Raw genomic sequence first — 16,623 nt, forward strand, 5'->3', positions numbered from 1 at the left:
TTTTCGATCATGAAAGCGATTATCAAGAACAGACTGGCGGCCTGCACCGCCCTTGCCCTGATCCTGCCGCTGCAACCGGCACTGGCCGAGCGAAGCGGCGCGCATGGCTGCGCATTGGTGCAGGGCGAACTGCCCGGCGGCTGTGCCCACGACAATGCGGGGGCGGTGATTTCACGCGAACCGCCGCCCAATGCGTGGCACGATCCGGCCCAAGATCTTGGATCCTTGGGCTTTTCGATCTCGATCGACGCGGCACCCGCCGCGCCGCGCAAGCCGATCGCCGGCACGCCGCCCGCGTTGGACCGGCTGCGGGACATGGATCACGATCTGGACCGGCTGGGTCTGCGGGTCAGCGTCGACGGGCTGGGCGCAAGGCCGATCCTGAATATCTCGACCGCCGACATGCGCAGCAGCTATCGGGCGGGGGAGAGGGTGCGTTTCCGCACGTCCTCGAACTATCCCGGCTGGATCGCGCGGGCCGAGGTGATCGTGATCGATCCCGACCGTCCCGGCCATCCGGTCGCGGTGCTGCCCACGCGCCCGAACGGGCTGATCGAATGGACGGTTCCCGCCGATGGCCCGGACGAGTTGCACTATCTGTTGCGCGTCCACGACCGGAACGGACGCTACGATGAAACCGTGGCCCTGCCGCTGACCCGCACCTCGGGCGCGTTGGAAGCGCCCGATCTGACCGGCCCCATCATCGCGGCGGGCGAGGGCGAGGATCGCACCGCGCGGCGTGGCATTCCGGTGCGCGGCGCGGCGGTTACGATCTCGGGCGAGGATCTGCCGGTCGGGGCAACGCTGACCGTCCTGGGCGAAGAGGTGAGGCCCGATCTGCGCCGTCATTTCGTGTTGCAGCGCATCCTGCCGCCCGGCGAACACGATCTGCATATCGCCTTGGGCAACCAGTCGCAGACCCGGCAGGTCACCGTTCCGCAGCGCGAATTCTTCGCGACGGGCATCGCCGAAATCACACTGGGCCGCGACGATGTAGCCGATGAGATTTGGCGTTACGGCCGGGTCGCGGGCTTCATGCAAGGGGTTCTGGCCGACGGCACGCGGATCACCGCCTCGGTCGATACCCGCGACCGGGAGTTGCGCGACATGTTCCGCCATGTCACCCGGCGCTTCCCCGATCAGGTGCTGCGCCAGATCGAAGATCGCGACACCTGGGTGACGACCGGAGACGACAGCACGGTCGAGAATCTGGCACCGACCTCGGGACGGCTGTTCGCCCGTATCGAAAACGACAGCAGCCATGCGATGTGGGGCGATTTCCGCCCCGAGGGCAACCTGGACCGGATGGTGCGCAGCGACCGGACGCTTTACGGCGCCTCGGTAGGCTGGCAGTCGCCCGAGACAGCCGCCGATGGCAGTCCGCGCCACAGGGTCGGCGCCTATGCCGCCACGACCGACCGCCTCAGCCAGCGCGACATGTTCCGTGGCACCGGCGGCAGCGCCTATTTTCTGTCACGACGCGATATCGAAGCGGGAACCGAGACGCTGATCGTCGAGGTGCGCGACCCGGTTTCGAACGGCATCGTCTCATCACGGCGGCTGGTCGAGGGGCGGGATTACCGCATCGACTACGTGCAGGGCGTGGTGATCCTGAACGCACCCCTCTCGCCCTCGTCCGACGGGCCGGGGCTGGTGCGCGACAGCGCCCTTGGCGATCGAACCGTCAATCTGGTGGTGCAATATGATTATGTCCCGGCCAATGGCGCGGAGACCGGCGACAGCTATGGCGCACGCGCCGAAAGCTGGGCCACGCCGCACCTGCGTTTCGGCGCCACCTTGGCGCAAGAGGGTGCGGGGGATGCCGACAATCGGCTGGGCGGGGCGGATATCCTGTGGAAACGCAACGCAGACACTTGGCTGTCTGCCGAGATCGCCGAAAGCGAGGGACCGGGCTTCGGTCGAACCCTGTCGCTGACCGGGGGCCTGGACCTGGACCCGGACAGTCCGACCGCAGGCGTCAAGGGTCTGCGTGCGCGCGGGCTGCATGTCGAGGGCCGGCTGGATCTGGCCGAAATCGGCGGTGCGGGTTACCTCTCGGGTTTCGTGGACCGGCGCGACGAGGGCTTTACCTCGCCCGACTGGAACGTGACCGTGGGCCAGCGCAGCGCGGGGCTGGACGGGCGTATCGCCGTCAACACCACCACCGCGCTGACTTTTGGTGCGACGCGGTTTCGCGACGACGCGGGCAAGCGGGACGACCACGCGCGCATCGGCATCGACACCATGCTGCAGCGGCAATGGCAGCTTGAGGTCGAGATCGCACGACGCGACCGCGCTAATCCCGCCTCGCAAGCCGAGGGCGAGAACGGCGACAGCACCGACGCCGCCGTCCGGCTGACATGGCATCGGGGCGACGACCTGTCGGCCTGGATCTTCGGACAGGCGAATCTCTCGCGTTCGGGCGATCTGCTGAAGGACAATCGTATCGGCCTGGGGGCCGAGGGCGCCGTGACCGACAGGTTGCGCGCGCTGGCCGAGGTCTCGGACGGCACGCAAGGCGTGGCCGGGCGCGCGCAACTGTCATGGACGGCCAGCGCGGCATCGACCTATACGCTGGGCTGGCGCGAGGATCCGACACGGATCGACAGCCTGGCCAGCAGCGAACGGCGCGGGCTGAGCCTTGGCGCGCAACGGCGGATCAGCGACGACTGGGCCTATACGACGGAAACGATCCGCGGCGGCGTCGCCAGCCGACGCTCGCTGACCTCGACCTACGGCGTCAGCTATACGCCGGATGAACGCTGGCGGCATGACGGCGGGGTGATCACCGGTCGGACGCGCGAACATGACGGCACGATCATGCGGCGCACCGGGCTTTCGCTGGGCACGCATTTTTCGAATGGCGAGGATCAGGCGGCGAAGCTGCGCGGCGAATGGCGCCGCGAACGCTCGGACGATCCGCTGCGGCTGGCCGCGCGCAAGACCTGGATGGTGACGGGCGACTTCACCTGGCGCACCAGCGACGACTGGCGGTTCGTCAGCGAACTGGACGCCGTGATCTCACAGGGTGAAAACGACCTGCGCGACGGTCGTTATATCGAGGCGATGCTGGGTTACGCCTGGCGTCCGGTCGCGGATGACCGGCTGAACGCCCTGCTCAGCTATACCTACCTGCAGGATCTGCCGGGCGCCGATCAGGTCAATATCGACGGCGACGCCGACGGGCCGCTGCAACGCAGCCATATCCTGAACGCCGCCTTCAGCTACGACCTGGACCAGCGTTGGACGCTGGGCGGAAAATACGGCTTGCGCATGCGCAGGCAAGCGGACCGGGCGGGTTCGGATTTCACGAAATCGACCGCCCATCTGAGCGTGTTGCGCGCGGATTACCGCATCGTGCATCGTTGGGATGTGATGGGCGAGGTCCGCGCCTTTTACGCACCCCGCGCCTCGATGACGGAATATGGCGCGCTGCTGGCGGTCTATCGCGAGGTTACGCCGAACGCACGGGTCGGCCTGGGCTATGCCTGGGGCGGGGTTTCGGACGATCTGCGCAAGGTGGAACCGGCCAAGCGCGGGGTCTTCGTCAACCTGATCGGCAAGTTCTAGGCCGTGCGGAACCGTCCCGGCCTTTGCACCCGCCTTGGCGTCGGGCCAATCTCTGCCCTGCCCGGGGAATGCATCGGGCGAACTCACGCAGAGGTGTCCTTGCAACCGCGTCACGTCAGGGGCATCCTCATGCGCGAAGGAAAGAGGAGCCGTCATGAAAGCTGTAATCGCCGCCATTGCCCTATGTGCCGCAACCGCCATTCCGGCGGCGGCTTTCGATCCGGCGGCAATGGACGACGCGCAGAAGGAAGCCTTCGGCGATGCCGTGCGCGAATATCTGATGACCAACCCCGAAGTTCTGGTCGAGGCGATCAACGCGCTTGAATCCCGCCGCGCCGAGCAGGAGTTCCATAACGACCGCCTGTTGGTCCAGAACAACCAGGCCGAGATATTCGAGGACGGTCATAGCTGGGTCGGCGGCAATCCCGAGGGCGACATCACCCTGGTCGAATTCGTCGACTATCGCTGTGGTTACTGCCGCCGCGTCAGTCCCGAAGTCGAGAAGCTGGTGCAAGAGGACGGAAATATCCGCTTCATCCTCAAGGAATTTCCCATCCTTGGCCAGGAAAGCGACCTTGCCGCGCGCTTTGCCGTCGCCACCCAGCAGATCGCAGGCGCGGATGCCTATAAGAACGCCCACGACGCCCTGATCGAGATGCGCGGCGCCGTCACGACCGAAAGCCTGACGGCATTGGCCGGGGATCTGGGGCTGGATGCGCAGGCGGTCATCAACCGCATGAACACCGAAGAGGTCAGCGAGGTTATCCGCAAGAACCGCCAACTGGCCGAGCGCATGGCGATCATGGGCACCCCGACCTTCATCATCGGAACCGAAATGCTGCGCGGCGTCCCGCAGGCCGGTCTTGCCGCCGCGGTCGAACAGGCGCGGCAAGCGGCGGAAGGCTAGGCGAAAAAAAGAGGGGCGGCCTATTCGGCCGCCTCGATCCGGGCGGCGCGTTCCTCGACCAGTTCGACGATATGGTCGATCATCTGGGCATTGGTCATCTTGTGATCCTGCCTGCCCGCCAGATAGACCATGCCCGATCCTGCGCCGCCGCCGGTAAAGCCGATATCGGTCATCAGCGCCTCGCCCGGTCCGTTGACGACACAGCCGATGATCGACAGGCTCATCGGGGTCTTGATATGTTCCAGCCGCTTTTCCAGTTCCGCCACGGTGGCGATCACGTCGAAGCCCTGCCGTGCGCAACTTGGGCAGGAAATGATCTGCACCCCGCGCGTGCGCAGGCCAAGGGATTTGAGGATCTCGAAACCGACCTTGACCTCTTCCACCAGATCGGCGGACAGGCTGACGCGGATCGTGTCGCCGATGCCCATCCAGAGAAGATTGCCAAGGCCGATGGCCGATTTCACCGTGCCGCCGACAAAGCCGCCCGCCTCGGTGATGCCCAGGTGGATCGGGGCATCCGTCGCCTCGGCCAATTCCTGATAGGCGGCTGCGGCAAGGAACACGTCCGACGCCTTCACGCTGATCTTGAACTCGTGAAAATCGTTGTCTTGCAACAACTTGATATGATCCAGCCCGCTTTCGACCATCGCGGCGGGGCACGGCTCGCCATATTTTTCCAGCAGGTGCCTCTCCAGGCTGCCGGCATTGACGCCGATACGGATCGAGCAACCATGATCGCGCGCGGCCTTGACCACCTCGCGCACCCGCGCCGCGTCGCCGATATTGCCGGGGTTGATGCGCAGGCAGGCGGCGCCAGCCTCGGCGGCCTCGATCGCGCGCTTGTAGTGGAAATGGATGTCGGCGACGATTGGCACCGGGCTTTCGCGACAGATCTCGCGCAGCGCCTGCGTCGAAGCCTGATCGGGGGTCGAGACCCGGACGATATCCGCGCCCACATCCGCCGCCCGGATGATCTGGTCCAGCGTCGCACGCACATCCGACGAATCGGTGTTGGTCATCGTCTGGACCGAAATCGGCGCATCGCCCCCCACGGGCACGCTGCCGACCATGATCTGGCGGGACCTGCGCCTTTCGATATTGCGCCACGGGCGGATCGGATTATGCGTCATCTGCCTGCTCTTTCGCTTGCATCCCGACATAACCCCGCAACCCTGCGCGGGCAAGGTGGGACACAGGGCGGCAAGGTCACGTTCCCGCGCCTATTCCTGCAAGGTGGCGCCGTCCTGCCCGTCGGGTTGCAAGGAAACCGACGCGACCGCGATCATCTGCGCCAGTTCGGGGTCCTTGCTGAGATCGGCAAAGCTGAAACGCGAAGAAAGCGAGGCGGGCGACAGTTCGACATTGCGGACGACCTGCGCACCGGGTGCGACCGGGCCATAGGTCTTGCCATTCACGCCGAAATAGACTGCGCCGGAATTGCCGGTGCGCAGAACCGGCGGTTCTTCCAGCCTGGGCAGGGCAAAGCGTTCGCCCGCATCCATCGTCTTTTCCAGCAGCACCGTGCCATCGCCCGACGTCACGCGGACCCAGGCGGGACGCACGGCCAGCAGTTCGACCTCGGGGGCGTCGGGGGCGATGGTGCGCACCGCTGCCTGATCGGCGGGCAGTTGCGGGCCGAACATGGCGGTTTCGACCTGCCCGGCGGGTTGGGCGGCTTCCTCCAGCGGCTGCGCACCCTGATCGAGAACGGCCATCGCGCTGGTCGATGCCGTGATCGCCGGATCGATGGCCGAGATCGGCCCGTCGCGCGCGACCAGCACCGGAACCTCCAGCACCTGCGGGCGATAGATGCGGTCGAGCGCCTCGGGCTGGGGCAGGTTCAGATCGGCGATGTCGAAGCTTTCCGGCTCACCCGCCTCTTGCACGGGATCGAGGGTCGCGACCACGCTTGGCGACTGTTCGCCCGGCGTCAGGTTGACCTTTTGCACCTCTTGCAGGACGGACCAGCCGCCATAGCCAAGGCCGCAGGCCAGGGCCACCATGACCAGGACCGAGCCGACGGCGCGCGGTTCGACCGTGGACCAGAAGCTTTTGGGCTGCGGAATGAACAGCGCATGGGGATTGGCCAGCGCCTCGGCCGGATCCGAGGGGCGGCGTTGCGGCTTTGGCCCTGCCGCCGCGGGGGTCATGCCGTGCAGGGGCTGAAAACCCGATTCGCGGCAGAAACGCTGAAACACCCAATCGCCGTCCAGTCCCAGGTAGCGCGCATAGGAACGCACATAGCCGGGGATGAAACTGGGCGCGTCGAAGGCGGTCAGGTCGCAATTCTCGATCGCGGCGACGTAAGAGGCGCGGATGCGCAGCTCTCGCTGGACATCCAGCAGCGACTTGCCAAGCGTCGCCCGTTCCCCCCGCATCAGGTCGCCAAGGCGGATATCATCCGTATCCTCATAGCCCGGTGGGGCCATGCCGGCGCCTTCCGCTTGCTGATTGGGGTTTTTTCCCAGCAGCCCGATCATCTTTTGCCTGCCCTATTATTTGTCGATTTGGTCTGTCCCGAATCGACATTATCTCACGACTTTCTTAGTCGAAGATTATCACGGAGGCGAGAGATATTCACCCCGAAACGGTCAGGCGACGGCGGATGAACGGTTCAGTGCGCATTGCGACCAGAGGGCATCCATCGCCCGCACCAGCCGGTCGATCTGCTTGGGATCATGCACCGGCGAAGGCGTGAAACGCAGCCTTTCCGTCCCGCGCGGCACGGTCGGGAAGTTGATCGGCTGCACATAGATGCCGTAATCGGCCAGCAGCATGTCCGACAGCGCCTTGCAATGGACGGGGTGGCCGACATGGACCGGCACGATATGGCTGCCGTGATCGGTGATCGGCATGCCAAGCGCGCGCAACCGCATCTTGAGCATGCGCGCATGAAGCTGCTGCTTGTCGCGCAACTCCTGCCCGGCCTCGGTCTTGAGGAAGGCGATCGAGGCCGCGGCCCCCGCCGCGACCGCAGGCGGCAGCGAGGTGGTGAAGATGAAGCCCGGCGCATAGGAACGAATCGCATCGACCATCTTCGCGCTGGCCGTGATATAGCCGCCGAAAACGCCGAAAGCCTTGCCCAGGGTCCCGTTGATGATGTCGATCCGGTCGCTCAGCCCGTCGCGTTCGGCCACGCCGCCGCCACGGGGACCATACATGCCGACGGCGTGAACCTCGTCCAGATAGGTCAGCGCGTTGAATTCGTCGGCCAGATCGCAGATCGCCTCGATCGGGGCGAAGTCGCCATCCATCGAATAGATCGATTCGAAGGCGATCAGCTTGGGCGCGGCGGGATCGTCGGCCTCCAGCAATTCGCGCAGGTGGGCAAGGTCATTGTGGCGGAAGATGCGCTTGGCGCCGCCGTTGCGCCGGATGCCTTCGATCATCGAGGCGTGGTTCAGCGCGTCGGAATAGATGATCAGGCCGGGAAACAGCTTGGGCAACGTCGAAAGCGTGGCGTCATTGGCCGTATAGGCGCTGGAAAAGACCAGGGCAGCGTCTTTGCGGTGCAGGTCGGCCAGTTCGGCCTCGAGCCGGCGGTGATGGATCGTCGTCCCCGAGATGTTGCGCGTCCCGCCCGAGCCTGCGCCGGTGGCGTCCAGCGCCTCGTGCATGGCCTCCAGCACGGCGGGGTGCTGGCCCATGCCCAGATAATCGTTTCCGCACCAGACGGTGATTTCGGCCTCGGTCCCGTCGGCGCGGGTCCAGACGGCCTGAGGATAGACACCCTTGCGGCGCTCGATATCGATGAAGGTGCGATAGCGGCCTTCCTCGTGAAGTTTGCCAATCGCCTGATCGAGTGCAGCTAGGTAATCCATCACCTGTCCCTTGCCTTGCTTGAACCTTAACGCTGGGAAGATCATGATCGATCTTGCGGGTGCTGCATTGATAATGATCAAAGCCGGAAAAATACAGGGATAAAATGTCGCATTGTTCAGCTATCGGCCCCGTCAATCCCGATTCAAACCCTAAGAAAAGGCTGGGAAAATGACCTCTGCCCCCGAAACCGACCTGCTGCTGGAACGGCTGGACGCCGGTCTGCCCCAGGCGCTGAGCAGGTTGCAGGACTTCCTGCGCATCCCCTCGATCTCGACCGACCCGGCCCATGCGCCGCAGGTGCGGCAGGCGGCGGAGTGGCTTTGCGGCCAGTTGCGGGAACTGGGCTTTCAGGCCGATCTGCGCGAGACGCCCGGCCATCCGATGGTCGTCGCCCATTCCCCCGAAGGCGCAGGGCCGAAGCTGTTGTTTTACGGCCATTACGACGTTCAGCCGGTCGATCCGCTGGACCTGTGGGACCGCCCGCCCTTCGATCCGGTGATCGAGGAAACGCCGGCGGGCAGCGTCATCCGCGCGCGCGGCGCATCCGACGACAAGGGCCAGTTGATGACCTTCGTCGAGGCCTTTCGCGCCTGGAAAGAGGTCACCGGCGCCCTGCCCCCCAACCTGGTCCTGCTGTTCGAGGGCGAGGAGGAATCCGGCTCGCCCAGCCTGCGCCCATTCCTGCACGAAAACCGCGACGAGCTGCGCGCCGATATCGCCATGATCTGCGACACCGGCATGTATGCCGACGGCCGCCCCGCCATCACGACCCAGCTTCGCGGCCTCTACGGCGAGGAAATCACCATCCGCGCGGCGGATCGCGACCTGCATTCGGGGTCCTTCGGGGGACTTGCGGCGAATCCGCTGCAAATCCTGTGCAACGCGCTGGCGGGGCTGAAGGACGAAAACGGCCGCATCACCCTGCCCGGCTTCTACGACGGGGTGGATGAGCTTTCGCCCGAGTTGCGCCGCGACTGGGAGGCGCTCGGCTTCGACGCGGGCGGCTTCCTATCAGGCGTGGGCCTGCGCCATCCCATCGGCGAAAGGGGCCGCAGCGGGCTGGAAATGGTCTGGAGCCAGCCGACCTTTGAAATCAACGGTATGTCGGGCGGCTATACCGGCGAAGGCTTCAAGACGGTGCTGCCCGCCACGGCCTCGGCCAAGGTCAGTTTCCGGTTGGTGGGGCGCCAGAACCCCGACAGGATCCGCGACGCCTTCCACGCCTATATGCGCGCGCATGTGCCGCAGGATTGCCGGATCGAATTCGCGCCTCACGGCGGCAGCCCGGCCAGCCGCATGGATATCTCGGACCCCGCCTTCGCCGCCGCGAAACAGGCGCTGAGCGAGGAATGGGGGCGCGAGGCCGCCTATATCGGCGCGGGCGGCTCGATCCCCATCGCCGGGGATTTCAAGCAGATCCTGGGCATGGATTCCATGCTGATCGGCTTTGCCCGCGACGACGACCGCATCCATTCACCGAACGAGAAATACGACGTCGCAAGCTTTGCCAAGGGCGCGCGAAGCTGGGCGCGCATCCTGACGGCGCTGCACCGGGGCTGACGAAAAGGGGGCTGACGAAAAAGGGCGCCGCGACGGCGCCCTTTGCACATCCCGCGCGCCGGATCAGGCGGCGCGGGTCAGCAGCACTTCATCGACGCGCTTCTGGGCGCCGGCCTCGTCCAGGCCGATGACGGCGGCGACTTCGCGGGTCAGGCGGTCCAGCGCCGATTCGTAAAGCTGGCGCTCGGAATAGGATTGCTCGCGCTGGTCATCGTTGCGATGCAGGTCGCGTACCACCTCGGCGATCGACATCAGGTCGCCCGAGTTGATCTTCTGTTCATATTCCTGCGCGCGGCGCGACCACATGGTGCGCTTGACGCGGGCCTTGCCCTTCAGCGTTTCCAGCGCGCGGTCCACCAGGTCCGGGGTGGACAGGCCACGCATGCCGATCTCGCTGGCGCGCGCGGTCGGGACGCGAAGGGTCATCTTGTCCTTTTCAAAGGATATGACGAACATTTCCAGCCTGAGGCCCGCGACCTCCTGTTCCTCGATCGAAACGATCCGGCCCACGCCGTGGGTCGGGTAGACAACGAAATCATCGGGGCGGAATTCAGACTTTTTCGACTTCGACATTTGGCTTCCTCTTGGTGGCGCCCGTCAGGCGGCGCAAATCGCCCTGAAGGGATGGATCGCCCCATCCCCGGGCGGTTGTATTTCTTCGCAATGAACGCTGTGGCGGGGCAGCAAGCGTTTGGACATGCAGGGGGACGGCCAGTTCGGACCTGTCCGTGTTCTGCCTTGTGTGACAAGTTTATATCACATTTTCCGCCCCAAGCATAGCATCTTGCGGCAGCGCAGAAAAAACCGGGTCCGACTGATTTTATCTTCTTGAATCAATTATCTGGACGAAACGGCCTGACCTTTCCCGGCTCAGGGGCGGGCCGAATCACCCTGCGCGGATCAATCCCCCTCGCCCGGCGCTTCCGAGAAATACTTCTCAAGCTTGCCCGGCATCCCGTCCATCTCGGCGGCGTTGGGCATCGGGTCCTTCTTGCGCGTGATGACGGGCCATTGTTCGGAATACTTGCGGTTGAACTCGACCCATTTGTCCATGTCCGGCTCGGTGTCCGGGCGGATGGCGTCGGCAGGACATTCGGGTTCGCATACGCCGCAGTCGATACACTCGTCGGGGTGGATCACCAGCGTGTTCTCGCCCTCGTAGAAACAGTCCACGGGGCACACCTCGACGCAATCGGTGTATTTGCACATGATGCAGTTATCTGTGACGACATAGGTCATGTTGCGATATTCCTGTTTCCTGCCCGGCTAGTTACGCCCGGTGGATCGATCATTCAAGGTGGCCGGGGCCGAAAAGACCGGCATCGGCCTGTTGCATGGGACGGCGGAACGGGTTTTCCGCAAACCGGATCTTGCAGGGATATTGTCCCGTCGCCGATACCGATCCTGCCGCTTCAGGGATCGATTTCCTCGTAAAGCAGCGCAGCCTCGGTTGCCGGGCCGCGGCGTTCGGCAAGACCCAGCACCTTCAGCACCCGCACCTGACCGTGGGCCGAGACCGTCAGCGTATCGCCATGCCGCACCACATGGGCGGGTTTTCGGCAGGGCTGACCGTTGACGCGGATCCCACCCCTTGCCACCGCGTCCGAGGCAAGCGTCCTCGTGCGAAAGACACGGGCATGATGCAGCCAGCGGTCAAGCCGGATGCTGTCGGCCCCGTCCTGCTGATTCATGCGCCCCCGGTCATGTCTTGTTCTTCAGCGCGGCCAGAACGGCAAAGGGGTTGTCGGGATCGATGGGCTTTTCGGCGCGCGGCGGACGGGCCGAGAAGGTCTTGGCCCCCTGTCCGCCCTTGGCCCCACCCTTGGCCCCGCCGCCCTTGGGGTGACGCCCGCCCTGCGGCTTGCCGCGTCCGCCGTGATCGCCTTGCCCGTCTTCGCCGTGATGGCGCTTCTTGCCGCGCGGCTTGCCCCTGGCCTGGTCCTCGCCACCCTGGGCCTGCTGGTCCTGGCGCGCGGGACGGCGGCGGCCCTGCCCGTCGCCCGCCGGACGGCGAGGCCCGCGCGGACGCGGTGCCCAGGTAAAGGTATAGAAGGTCTCGGTCTCGGGCGCCGCTTCGGGGACGGCCTCGTCCCCGGCGGGGGCTTCGGGGGCAGGCTGGCCGTCAGCCGCCTCGGCCGCCGCAAGGGCCGCCGCTTCTTCCTCGGCGGCCTTGCGGGCAGCCTGTTCGGCTTCCCACTTGGCGCGGGTTTCGGCTTGCAGGACGCTTTCCTCTTCGGTCAGCGGGTTTTCCGACGCCAGCGCCTCGGGATCGACCGAGGGCGCGGCCTCGGCCACAGGTGCTTCGGCGCGCTGCTTGGGTCGTTCGCCCGGCTCGGCATGATAGCCAAGGCCGGTCATCAGCCCTGCGAATTGTTCAAGCGTCATGCCGGTGATCGAGAGCATGTCGGGCACCGCCTCGAAGCCCCCGCGGCTGTCCTGCGTGCGCAGCATGTCGGCCAGCCGTTCCAGCATGTCGATGCGAATCGCGCGCTCGCCCGCGGGATGATAGCCCGAAAGCGTATAGTAGCCCTTCGGCACGTCGGGCAGGTTGGGAATGGTCACCAGACCGGGGGGCGGGCTTTCGGGAAACTCGGCAAGGCCCTGATCCAGACCCCACAGCACCAGCCGCAGCCGCGTCGGCGCGGGTTTCAGCAGCGCGGGCTGGAAGATGGTGTATTGGCCGAAGCGCACGCCGTGCTTGCGCAGGAAGCCGCGCGCTTCCTGGTCCAGCTCCTTGACCTCTGACGAGACCTGTTCGCGTGGCAGGACGCCAAGCGCCTCGACCAAGCGGAAGGCGAAGCCGCGCGCAAGGCCGGTCAGGCTCTCGTCGTTCTTCATCGCCAGCAGCGGTTCAAAACCGGTCGCCACCTTGCGGTCGATGAAATGCTGCAAGCGGCGCTTGACCTTCTCGGCGATCTCGGGGCCTGCCTCGTCGTCGACGAAAGCCTCGACGCCGGGTTTCAGCGGCTCGGCGCCCTTGACCAGCTTGCCGACGGCGGAACTGCCCCACATCAGCCCGCCCTGCTCGGTGAAGTCCAGCTCGGTGTCGGGCGCGTTGTAGAAGCGATCCGCGCGCAGATGGAACTCGGGCCGCAGCGCCTCGTAGGCGGCGCGGGTCAGCGTGCGCGCCTCGTCCCCGGAAGCTGACGGATCAGCGTGAAAGCGAAACCCTTCCAGCCGACCGGCGAACTCGCCCTCGACCGTCACTTCGCCCTTGTCATTCACCTCGGCCAAAAGGCTCTCCTTCTGTTTGAGCCGGCGCAGAAGCACGGAGGTGCGCCGGTCCACGAATCTTTGCGTCAGGGCTGCGTGCAACGCATCCGACAAGCGGTCTTCTACAGCGCGAGTTTCCGCGCGCCAATGACTTTCATCCCGGACCCAGCCGGTTCTTTGCGCAACATAGGTCCATGTGCGGATGAAGGACAGACGTTTCGACAGCGCGTCGATGTCGCCCTGCACCTTGTCGATGCGCGCGATCTGGCGGGCCAGCCAGTCCTGCGGGATGCCGCCTTCCTGCAGGAAGCCGTAGATCCGCAGCAAAAGCCCCGCATGTTCGGCGGGCGAGATGCCGCGGAAATCCGGCACCCGGCACACGTCCCAGAGCAGCCGCACGTCGCGGCCATTCGTCACACGGTCGCGCATTTCCGGCATCTCGCGCATGGATTTCAGCGCGCGCAGATCGTCCGCCTCGCGCCCGCGCGACAGCCACCCCGAGGCGGGCGAGGTTTCCAGCGATTCCACCAGACGGTCCATCGTGCCGAATTCCAGCGCGTTGTTGCGCCACATCAGCCGCTGGATCGGGGCGAAGCGGTGATTCTCGATCGCCTCGATCAGGCCGGGGTCCAGCGGCGGAGCCTCGCCCGTCACGCCGAAGGTGCCCGGTTCGGTATGGCGGCCCGCGCGGCCTGCGATCTGGCCCATTTCGTGCGGAAACAGCGGGCGGGTGCGGCGGCCGTCGAATTTCTCGGTCGAGGAAAAGGCGACATGGCGGATATCCAGGTTCAGCCCCATGCCGATGGCGTCGGTCGCGACGAGGAAATCGACCTCGCCATCCTGATACATCGCGACCTGCGCATTGCGGGTGCGCGGCGACAGCGCCCCCATGACGACGGCGGCACCGCCCTTCTGGCGGCGGATCAGCTCGGCCATCGCATAGACGTTATCGACCGAGAACCCGACGACGGCCGAGCGCGCGGGCATCCGCGACAGCTTCTTCGACCCCGCCCATGTCAGGGCCGAGAACCGTTCGCGCCGCGCGAATTGCACGCCGGGCACCAGCGCGGCGATGGCCGGGCGCATGGTGTCGCTGCCCAGCAGAAGCGTCTCGTGCAGACCGCGCATGTTCAGCAGCCGGTCGGTAAAGACATGGCCGCGCTCGGGGTCGGCGCAAAGCTGGATCTCGTCGATGGCGACGAAATCGGGGGCGACGTCGGGCATCGCCTCGGTCGTGGCGACCCAATAGCGCACGCGGTCGGGGACGATGCGTTCCTCTCCGGTGATCAGGGCGACGGTATTGGCCCCGCGTTGCGCGACGATGCGGTCATAGACCTCGCGCGCAAGCAGGCGCAGCGGCAGGCCGATGACGCCGGTGCGATGGGCCAGCATCCGCTCGATGGCGTAATGCGTCTTGCCGGTATTGGTCGGCCCCAGAACGGCCGTCACGCGCGCATTGGTGTTGGTCATGGATCAGGCGTCCGTGCCCGCCGTTTTCTGCTCGAGCCGGCGGACGGCATCCGTCGCCTCTTGCTGGTGGGGGTTGATCTTCAGGCTTTCGCGATAGGCCTCAAGCGCGCGGCGGTCGTGGCCCAACTCCTCCAGCATGGTGCCAAGCTGGGTCAGGGCGCCGAAATGGCGCGGCTCCAGTTCCAGCGTGCGGGCCAGGTCGGCGATGGCGGGACCGAATTCGCCGTCCAGGTAGAAGGCCACCGCCCGCAACTGCCAGCCTTGGGCGAAATCGGGCGCGTGGTCGGTCAGCGCGGTCAGGTGCCCGATGGCGGACGTCAGGTCGCCCGCGTCCAGCGCCGCCTCGCCCCGGCGATAGAGCAGGTCCATCGCCAACGAACCCGAGCGCGACCAGATCCGCAGGATGTCCAGTTCCGCGCGCCGCCAGCCCTCGCCGCCTTGCTGCGCAAGCTCGGCGAAAAGCGCATCCATATCCTCATCCGTGGGCAGGGGTGCGGTGGGATCGGGCGCGGGGTCCTCGACCGCCAGAATGTCGGGATCGACCAGAAGCGGGCCGTCCCCGTCCCCCGGTTCGGGCGCCATCTCGGGCGCGGGATCGGGCGGAACGCCTTCGTCGAGACCGATGCCGGGCAGCGGAAAACCGTCCTGCGCCCGCGCCGTGATCCGGTCGCCGGAAAAAAGCGGCGGCAAAAGCGCCAAGGACAGCAGCGATGCCGTCACGACATGGTGGAATTTGCGGGTAGGCTGGCGCATATGCGTCATGTAACTCTTTGCATGGCACTATGCCAGAGAAAGCCGATAGGGAGAATGTGAATGAGCAAGGTCGTCGCCGCAGCCGTCGAGGCGCTGAAAGCCAAGGTTCCCAGTTTCGATTCCAGCGCCAAGTTCGTGATCCGCGACGAAGGCTCGATCATCATCGACGAAAGCGGCGTGCGCGAGGGGGATGAGGAAACCGAAGTCACCCTGACCGCCGACCGCGAGACATTCGAGGGGTTGCTGAACGGCGAGGTCAACGCCACCGCCGCCTATATGACAGGCAAGCTGCAACTGGACGGCTCGATGGGGGTCGCGCTGAAGCTGGCCGCCCTCTTGGCCTGAGCGGCCCTTGACCCCCGCGCCCTTCCACAGCCTGCCGGGCGATCCGCCCGTCCACGCCCGCGCCTTCTGGCTGCGGGCCGGGGACGGGGTCAGGCTGCGGGCGGCGCATTGGCCGTCGGACCAGGGGCGCGGGACGGTCCTGCTGATGCAGGGCCGCACCGAATATCACGAGAAATATGCCGCCACCGCGGCCGATCTGAACCACGCCGGGCTGGACGTGCTGGCCGTCGAATGGCGCGGACAGGGCCTGTCGGACCGTCTGGACCCCGACAGCCGCGCCAGCCATGTCCCCGATTTCGCTGATTACCAGCAGGACGTGGTGGAAATGATCGTCGCCGCGCAGGACCTGGACCTGCCCCGGCCGTGGCACCTGCTGGCCCATTCGATGGGCGGCGCGATCGGGCTGGCCGCGCTGACGACCGGCCTGCCGGTGCGCAGCGCCGTCTTTTCCGCGCCGATGTGGGGCATCCGCCTTGGCCCGCAGCTTGAACGCATCGCGCTGACCATGTCCCGCGTCGCGCGCAGGTTGGGGCGGGGCCGGCGCTACGTCCCCACCTCGGGCGGCGAGGCGTCCTTCGTCCTGACCACCTCTTACGCGGAAAACCTGCTGACCGGCGATCCGCGCCAATGGGGCCGGCTGATCGAAGAGGCCGTCGCCTGGCCCGAAATGGTGCTTGGCGGGGTCTCGCACGATTGGCTGTTCAGCGCCTTGCAGGAATGCCGCCGGCTGGCCGCGCTGCCCTCGCCCCCCGTCCCGACGCTGATCGGGCTTGGCGGAAAGGAGCGCATCGTCTCGCCCCAGGCGATCCACGCGCGGCTGGAACGCTGGCCGCAGGCGCGGCTGCTGGAACTGCCCGAGGCCCTGCACGAGCCGATGATGGAAAGGCCGCCCCTGCGCCGCCGTTTCCTGGACGCCGCCATCGAACATTACCTGTCAACGGGTTGAAGCCGACGGGGAAAGGGGCCAAGTTCGCACAAACGAA

The 16,623-nt window shown here is 66.0% G+C and carries 13 protein-coding genes; 5 read left to right on the forward strand and 8 right to left on the reverse strand.

The genetic code is table 11. The annotated features are described in order from the left end of the window. The first annotated feature begins 9 nt into the window (after window positions 1-9). Window positions 10-3,570, forward strand: coding sequence for a hypothetical protein (locus Q0O97_RS08830; RefSeq protein ID WP_294927558.1), 3,561 nt, complete (start codon window positions 10-12; stop codon window positions 3,568-3,570). A 154-nt stretch (window positions 3,571-3,724) separates the two neighbouring features. Further along, entirely contained in the window at window positions 3,725-4,477 is a 753-nt protein-coding gene (locus tag Q0O97_RS08835; RefSeq protein ID WP_294927561.1) for a DsbA family protein, read from the forward strand. A gap of 20 nt (window positions 4,478-4,497) precedes the next feature. Here the strand turns inward: Q0O97_RS08835 and ispG are convergent, their stop codons facing one another. The 3 genes from ispG to hemA form a co-directional block, all read right to left on the reverse strand. Then, entirely contained in the window at window positions 4,498-5,607 is a 1,110-nt protein-coding gene (ispG, locus tag Q0O97_RS08840; protein ID WP_294927564.1) for a flavodoxin-dependent (E)-4-hydroxy-3-methylbut-2-enyl-diphosphate synthase, read from the reverse strand. A gap of 90 nt (window positions 5,608-5,697) precedes the next feature. Then, complete coding sequence (locus Q0O97_RS08845; RefSeq protein ID WP_294927567.1) at window positions 5,698-6,906, reverse strand: helix-turn-helix domain-containing protein; 1,209 nt, start codon at window positions 6,904-6,906, stop codon at window positions 5,698-5,700. A 162-nt stretch (window positions 6,907-7,068) separates the two neighbouring features. Beyond that, window positions 7,069-8,298, reverse strand: coding sequence for a 5-aminolevulinate synthase (hemA, locus tag Q0O97_RS08850; RefSeq protein ID WP_294927570.1), 1,230 nt, complete (start codon window positions 8,296-8,298; stop codon window positions 7,069-7,071). Between the two features lie 169 nt (window positions 8,299-8,467). Here hemA and Q0O97_RS08855 point away from each other — a divergent pair, with 169 nt between their 5' ends. Then, window positions 8,468-9,859, forward strand: a complete 1,392-nt coding sequence (locus tag Q0O97_RS08855) for a dipeptidase (protein ID WP_294927573.1) — start codon at window positions 8,468-8,470, stop codon at window positions 9,857-9,859. Between the two features lie 63 nt (window positions 9,860-9,922). Here Q0O97_RS08855 and Q0O97_RS08860 read toward each other — a convergent pair whose 3' ends face one another. The 5 genes from Q0O97_RS08860 to Q0O97_RS17470 all read right to left on the reverse strand — a co-directional run bounded on the left by Q0O97_RS08860 (window position 9,923) and on the right by Q0O97_RS17470 (window position 15,295). Then, window positions 9,923-10,432: a CarD family transcriptional regulator gene (locus tag Q0O97_RS08860; protein ID WP_294927576.1), complete on the reverse strand. Its 510-nt coding sequence runs from the start codon at window positions 10,430-10,432 to the stop codon at window positions 9,923-9,925. 327 nt (window positions 10,433-10,759) lie between these two features. Then, window positions 10,760-11,098, reverse strand: a complete 339-nt coding sequence (gene fdxA, locus Q0O97_RS08865; RefSeq protein ID WP_294927579.1) for a ferredoxin FdxA — start codon at window positions 11,096-11,098, stop codon at window positions 10,760-10,762. A 173-nt stretch (window positions 11,099-11,271) separates the two neighbouring features. Continuing rightward, window positions 11,272-11,550, reverse strand: a complete 279-nt coding sequence (locus tag Q0O97_RS08870) for an RNA-binding S4 domain-containing protein (protein WP_294927583.1) — start codon at window positions 11,548-11,550, stop codon at window positions 11,272-11,274. Between the two features lie 10 nt (window positions 11,551-11,560). Continuing rightward, entirely contained in the window at window positions 11,561-14,542 is a 2,982-nt protein-coding gene (locus Q0O97_RS08875; protein ID WP_294927586.1) for a helicase-related protein, read from the reverse strand. Between the two features lie 3 nt (window positions 14,543-14,545). Further along, window positions 14,546-15,295, reverse strand: coding sequence for a tetratricopeptide repeat protein (locus Q0O97_RS17470; protein WP_366125249.1), 750 nt, complete (start codon window positions 15,293-15,295; stop codon window positions 14,546-14,548). Between the two features lie 60 nt (window positions 15,296-15,355). Between Q0O97_RS17470 and Q0O97_RS08885 the strand changes: the two genes are divergently transcribed. Beyond that, the gene (locus Q0O97_RS08885) at window positions 15,356-15,640 is read left to right on the forward strand and encodes an SCP2 sterol-binding domain-containing protein (protein ID WP_294927589.1); all 285 of its coding nucleotides are present in this window, start codon (window positions 15,356-15,358) and stop codon (window positions 15,638-15,640) included. 7 nt (window positions 15,641-15,647) lie between these two features. Beyond that, window positions 15,648-16,586 (forward strand): alpha/beta hydrolase, encoded by a 939-nt coding sequence (locus tag Q0O97_RS08890; protein WP_294927592.1) that lies wholly within the window; start codon window positions 15,648-15,650, stop codon window positions 16,584-16,586. The last annotated feature ends 37 nt before the right edge of the window (window positions 16,587-16,623 follow it).

It is taken from the genome of uncultured Paracoccus sp., assembly GCF_945915435.1.
Classification (GTDB): domain Bacteria; phylum Pseudomonadota; class Alphaproteobacteria; order Rhodobacterales; family Rhodobacteraceae; genus Paracoccus.

What these genes read in the sequence shown, in the direction of transcription:
- Q0O97_RS08830 (WP_294927558.1), top strand. Translation starts at nt 10, where the DNA reads ATGAAAGCGATTATCAAGAACAGACTGGCGGCCTGCACCGCCCTTGCC.
- Q0O97_RS08835 (WP_294927561.1), top strand. Translation starts at nt 3,725, where the DNA reads ATGAAAGCTGTAATCGCCGCCATTGCCCTATGTGCCGCAACCGCCATT.
- ispG (WP_294927564.1), bottom strand. Translation starts at nt 5,607, where the DNA reads ATGACGCATAATCCGATCCGCCCGTGGCGCAATATCGAAAGGCGCAGG.
- Q0O97_RS08845 (WP_294927567.1), bottom strand. Translation starts at nt 6,906, where the DNA reads ATGGCCCCACCGGGCTATGAGGATACGGATGATATCCGCCTTGGCGAC.
- hemA (WP_294927570.1), bottom strand. Translation starts at nt 8,298, where the DNA reads ATGGATTACCTAGCTGCACTCGATCAGGCGATTGGCAAACTTCACGAG.
- Q0O97_RS08855 (WP_294927573.1), top strand. Translation starts at nt 8,468, where the DNA reads ATGACCTCTGCCCCCGAAACCGACCTGCTGCTGGAACGGCTGGACGCC.
- Q0O97_RS08860 (WP_294927576.1), bottom strand. Translation starts at nt 10,432, where the DNA reads ATGTCGAAGTCGAAAAAGTCTGAATTCCGCCCCGATGATTTCGTTGTC.
- fdxA (WP_294927579.1), bottom strand. Translation starts at nt 11,098, where the DNA reads ATGACCTATGTCGTCACAGATAACTGCATCATGTGCAAATACACCGAT.
- Q0O97_RS08870 (WP_294927583.1), bottom strand. Translation starts at nt 11,550, where the DNA reads ATGAATCAGCAGGACGGGGCCGACAGCATCCGGCTTGACCGCTGGCTG.
- Q0O97_RS08875 (WP_294927586.1), bottom strand. Translation starts at nt 14,542, where the DNA reads ATGACCAACACCAATGCGCGCGTGACGGCCGTTCTGGGGCCGACCAAT.
- Q0O97_RS17470 (WP_366125249.1), bottom strand. Translation starts at nt 15,295, where the DNA reads ATGCGCCAGCCTACCCGCAAATTCCACCATGTCGTGACGGCATCGCTG.
- Q0O97_RS08885 (WP_294927589.1), top strand. Translation starts at nt 15,356, where the DNA reads ATGAGCAAGGTCGTCGCCGCAGCCGTCGAGGCGCTGAAAGCCAAGGTT.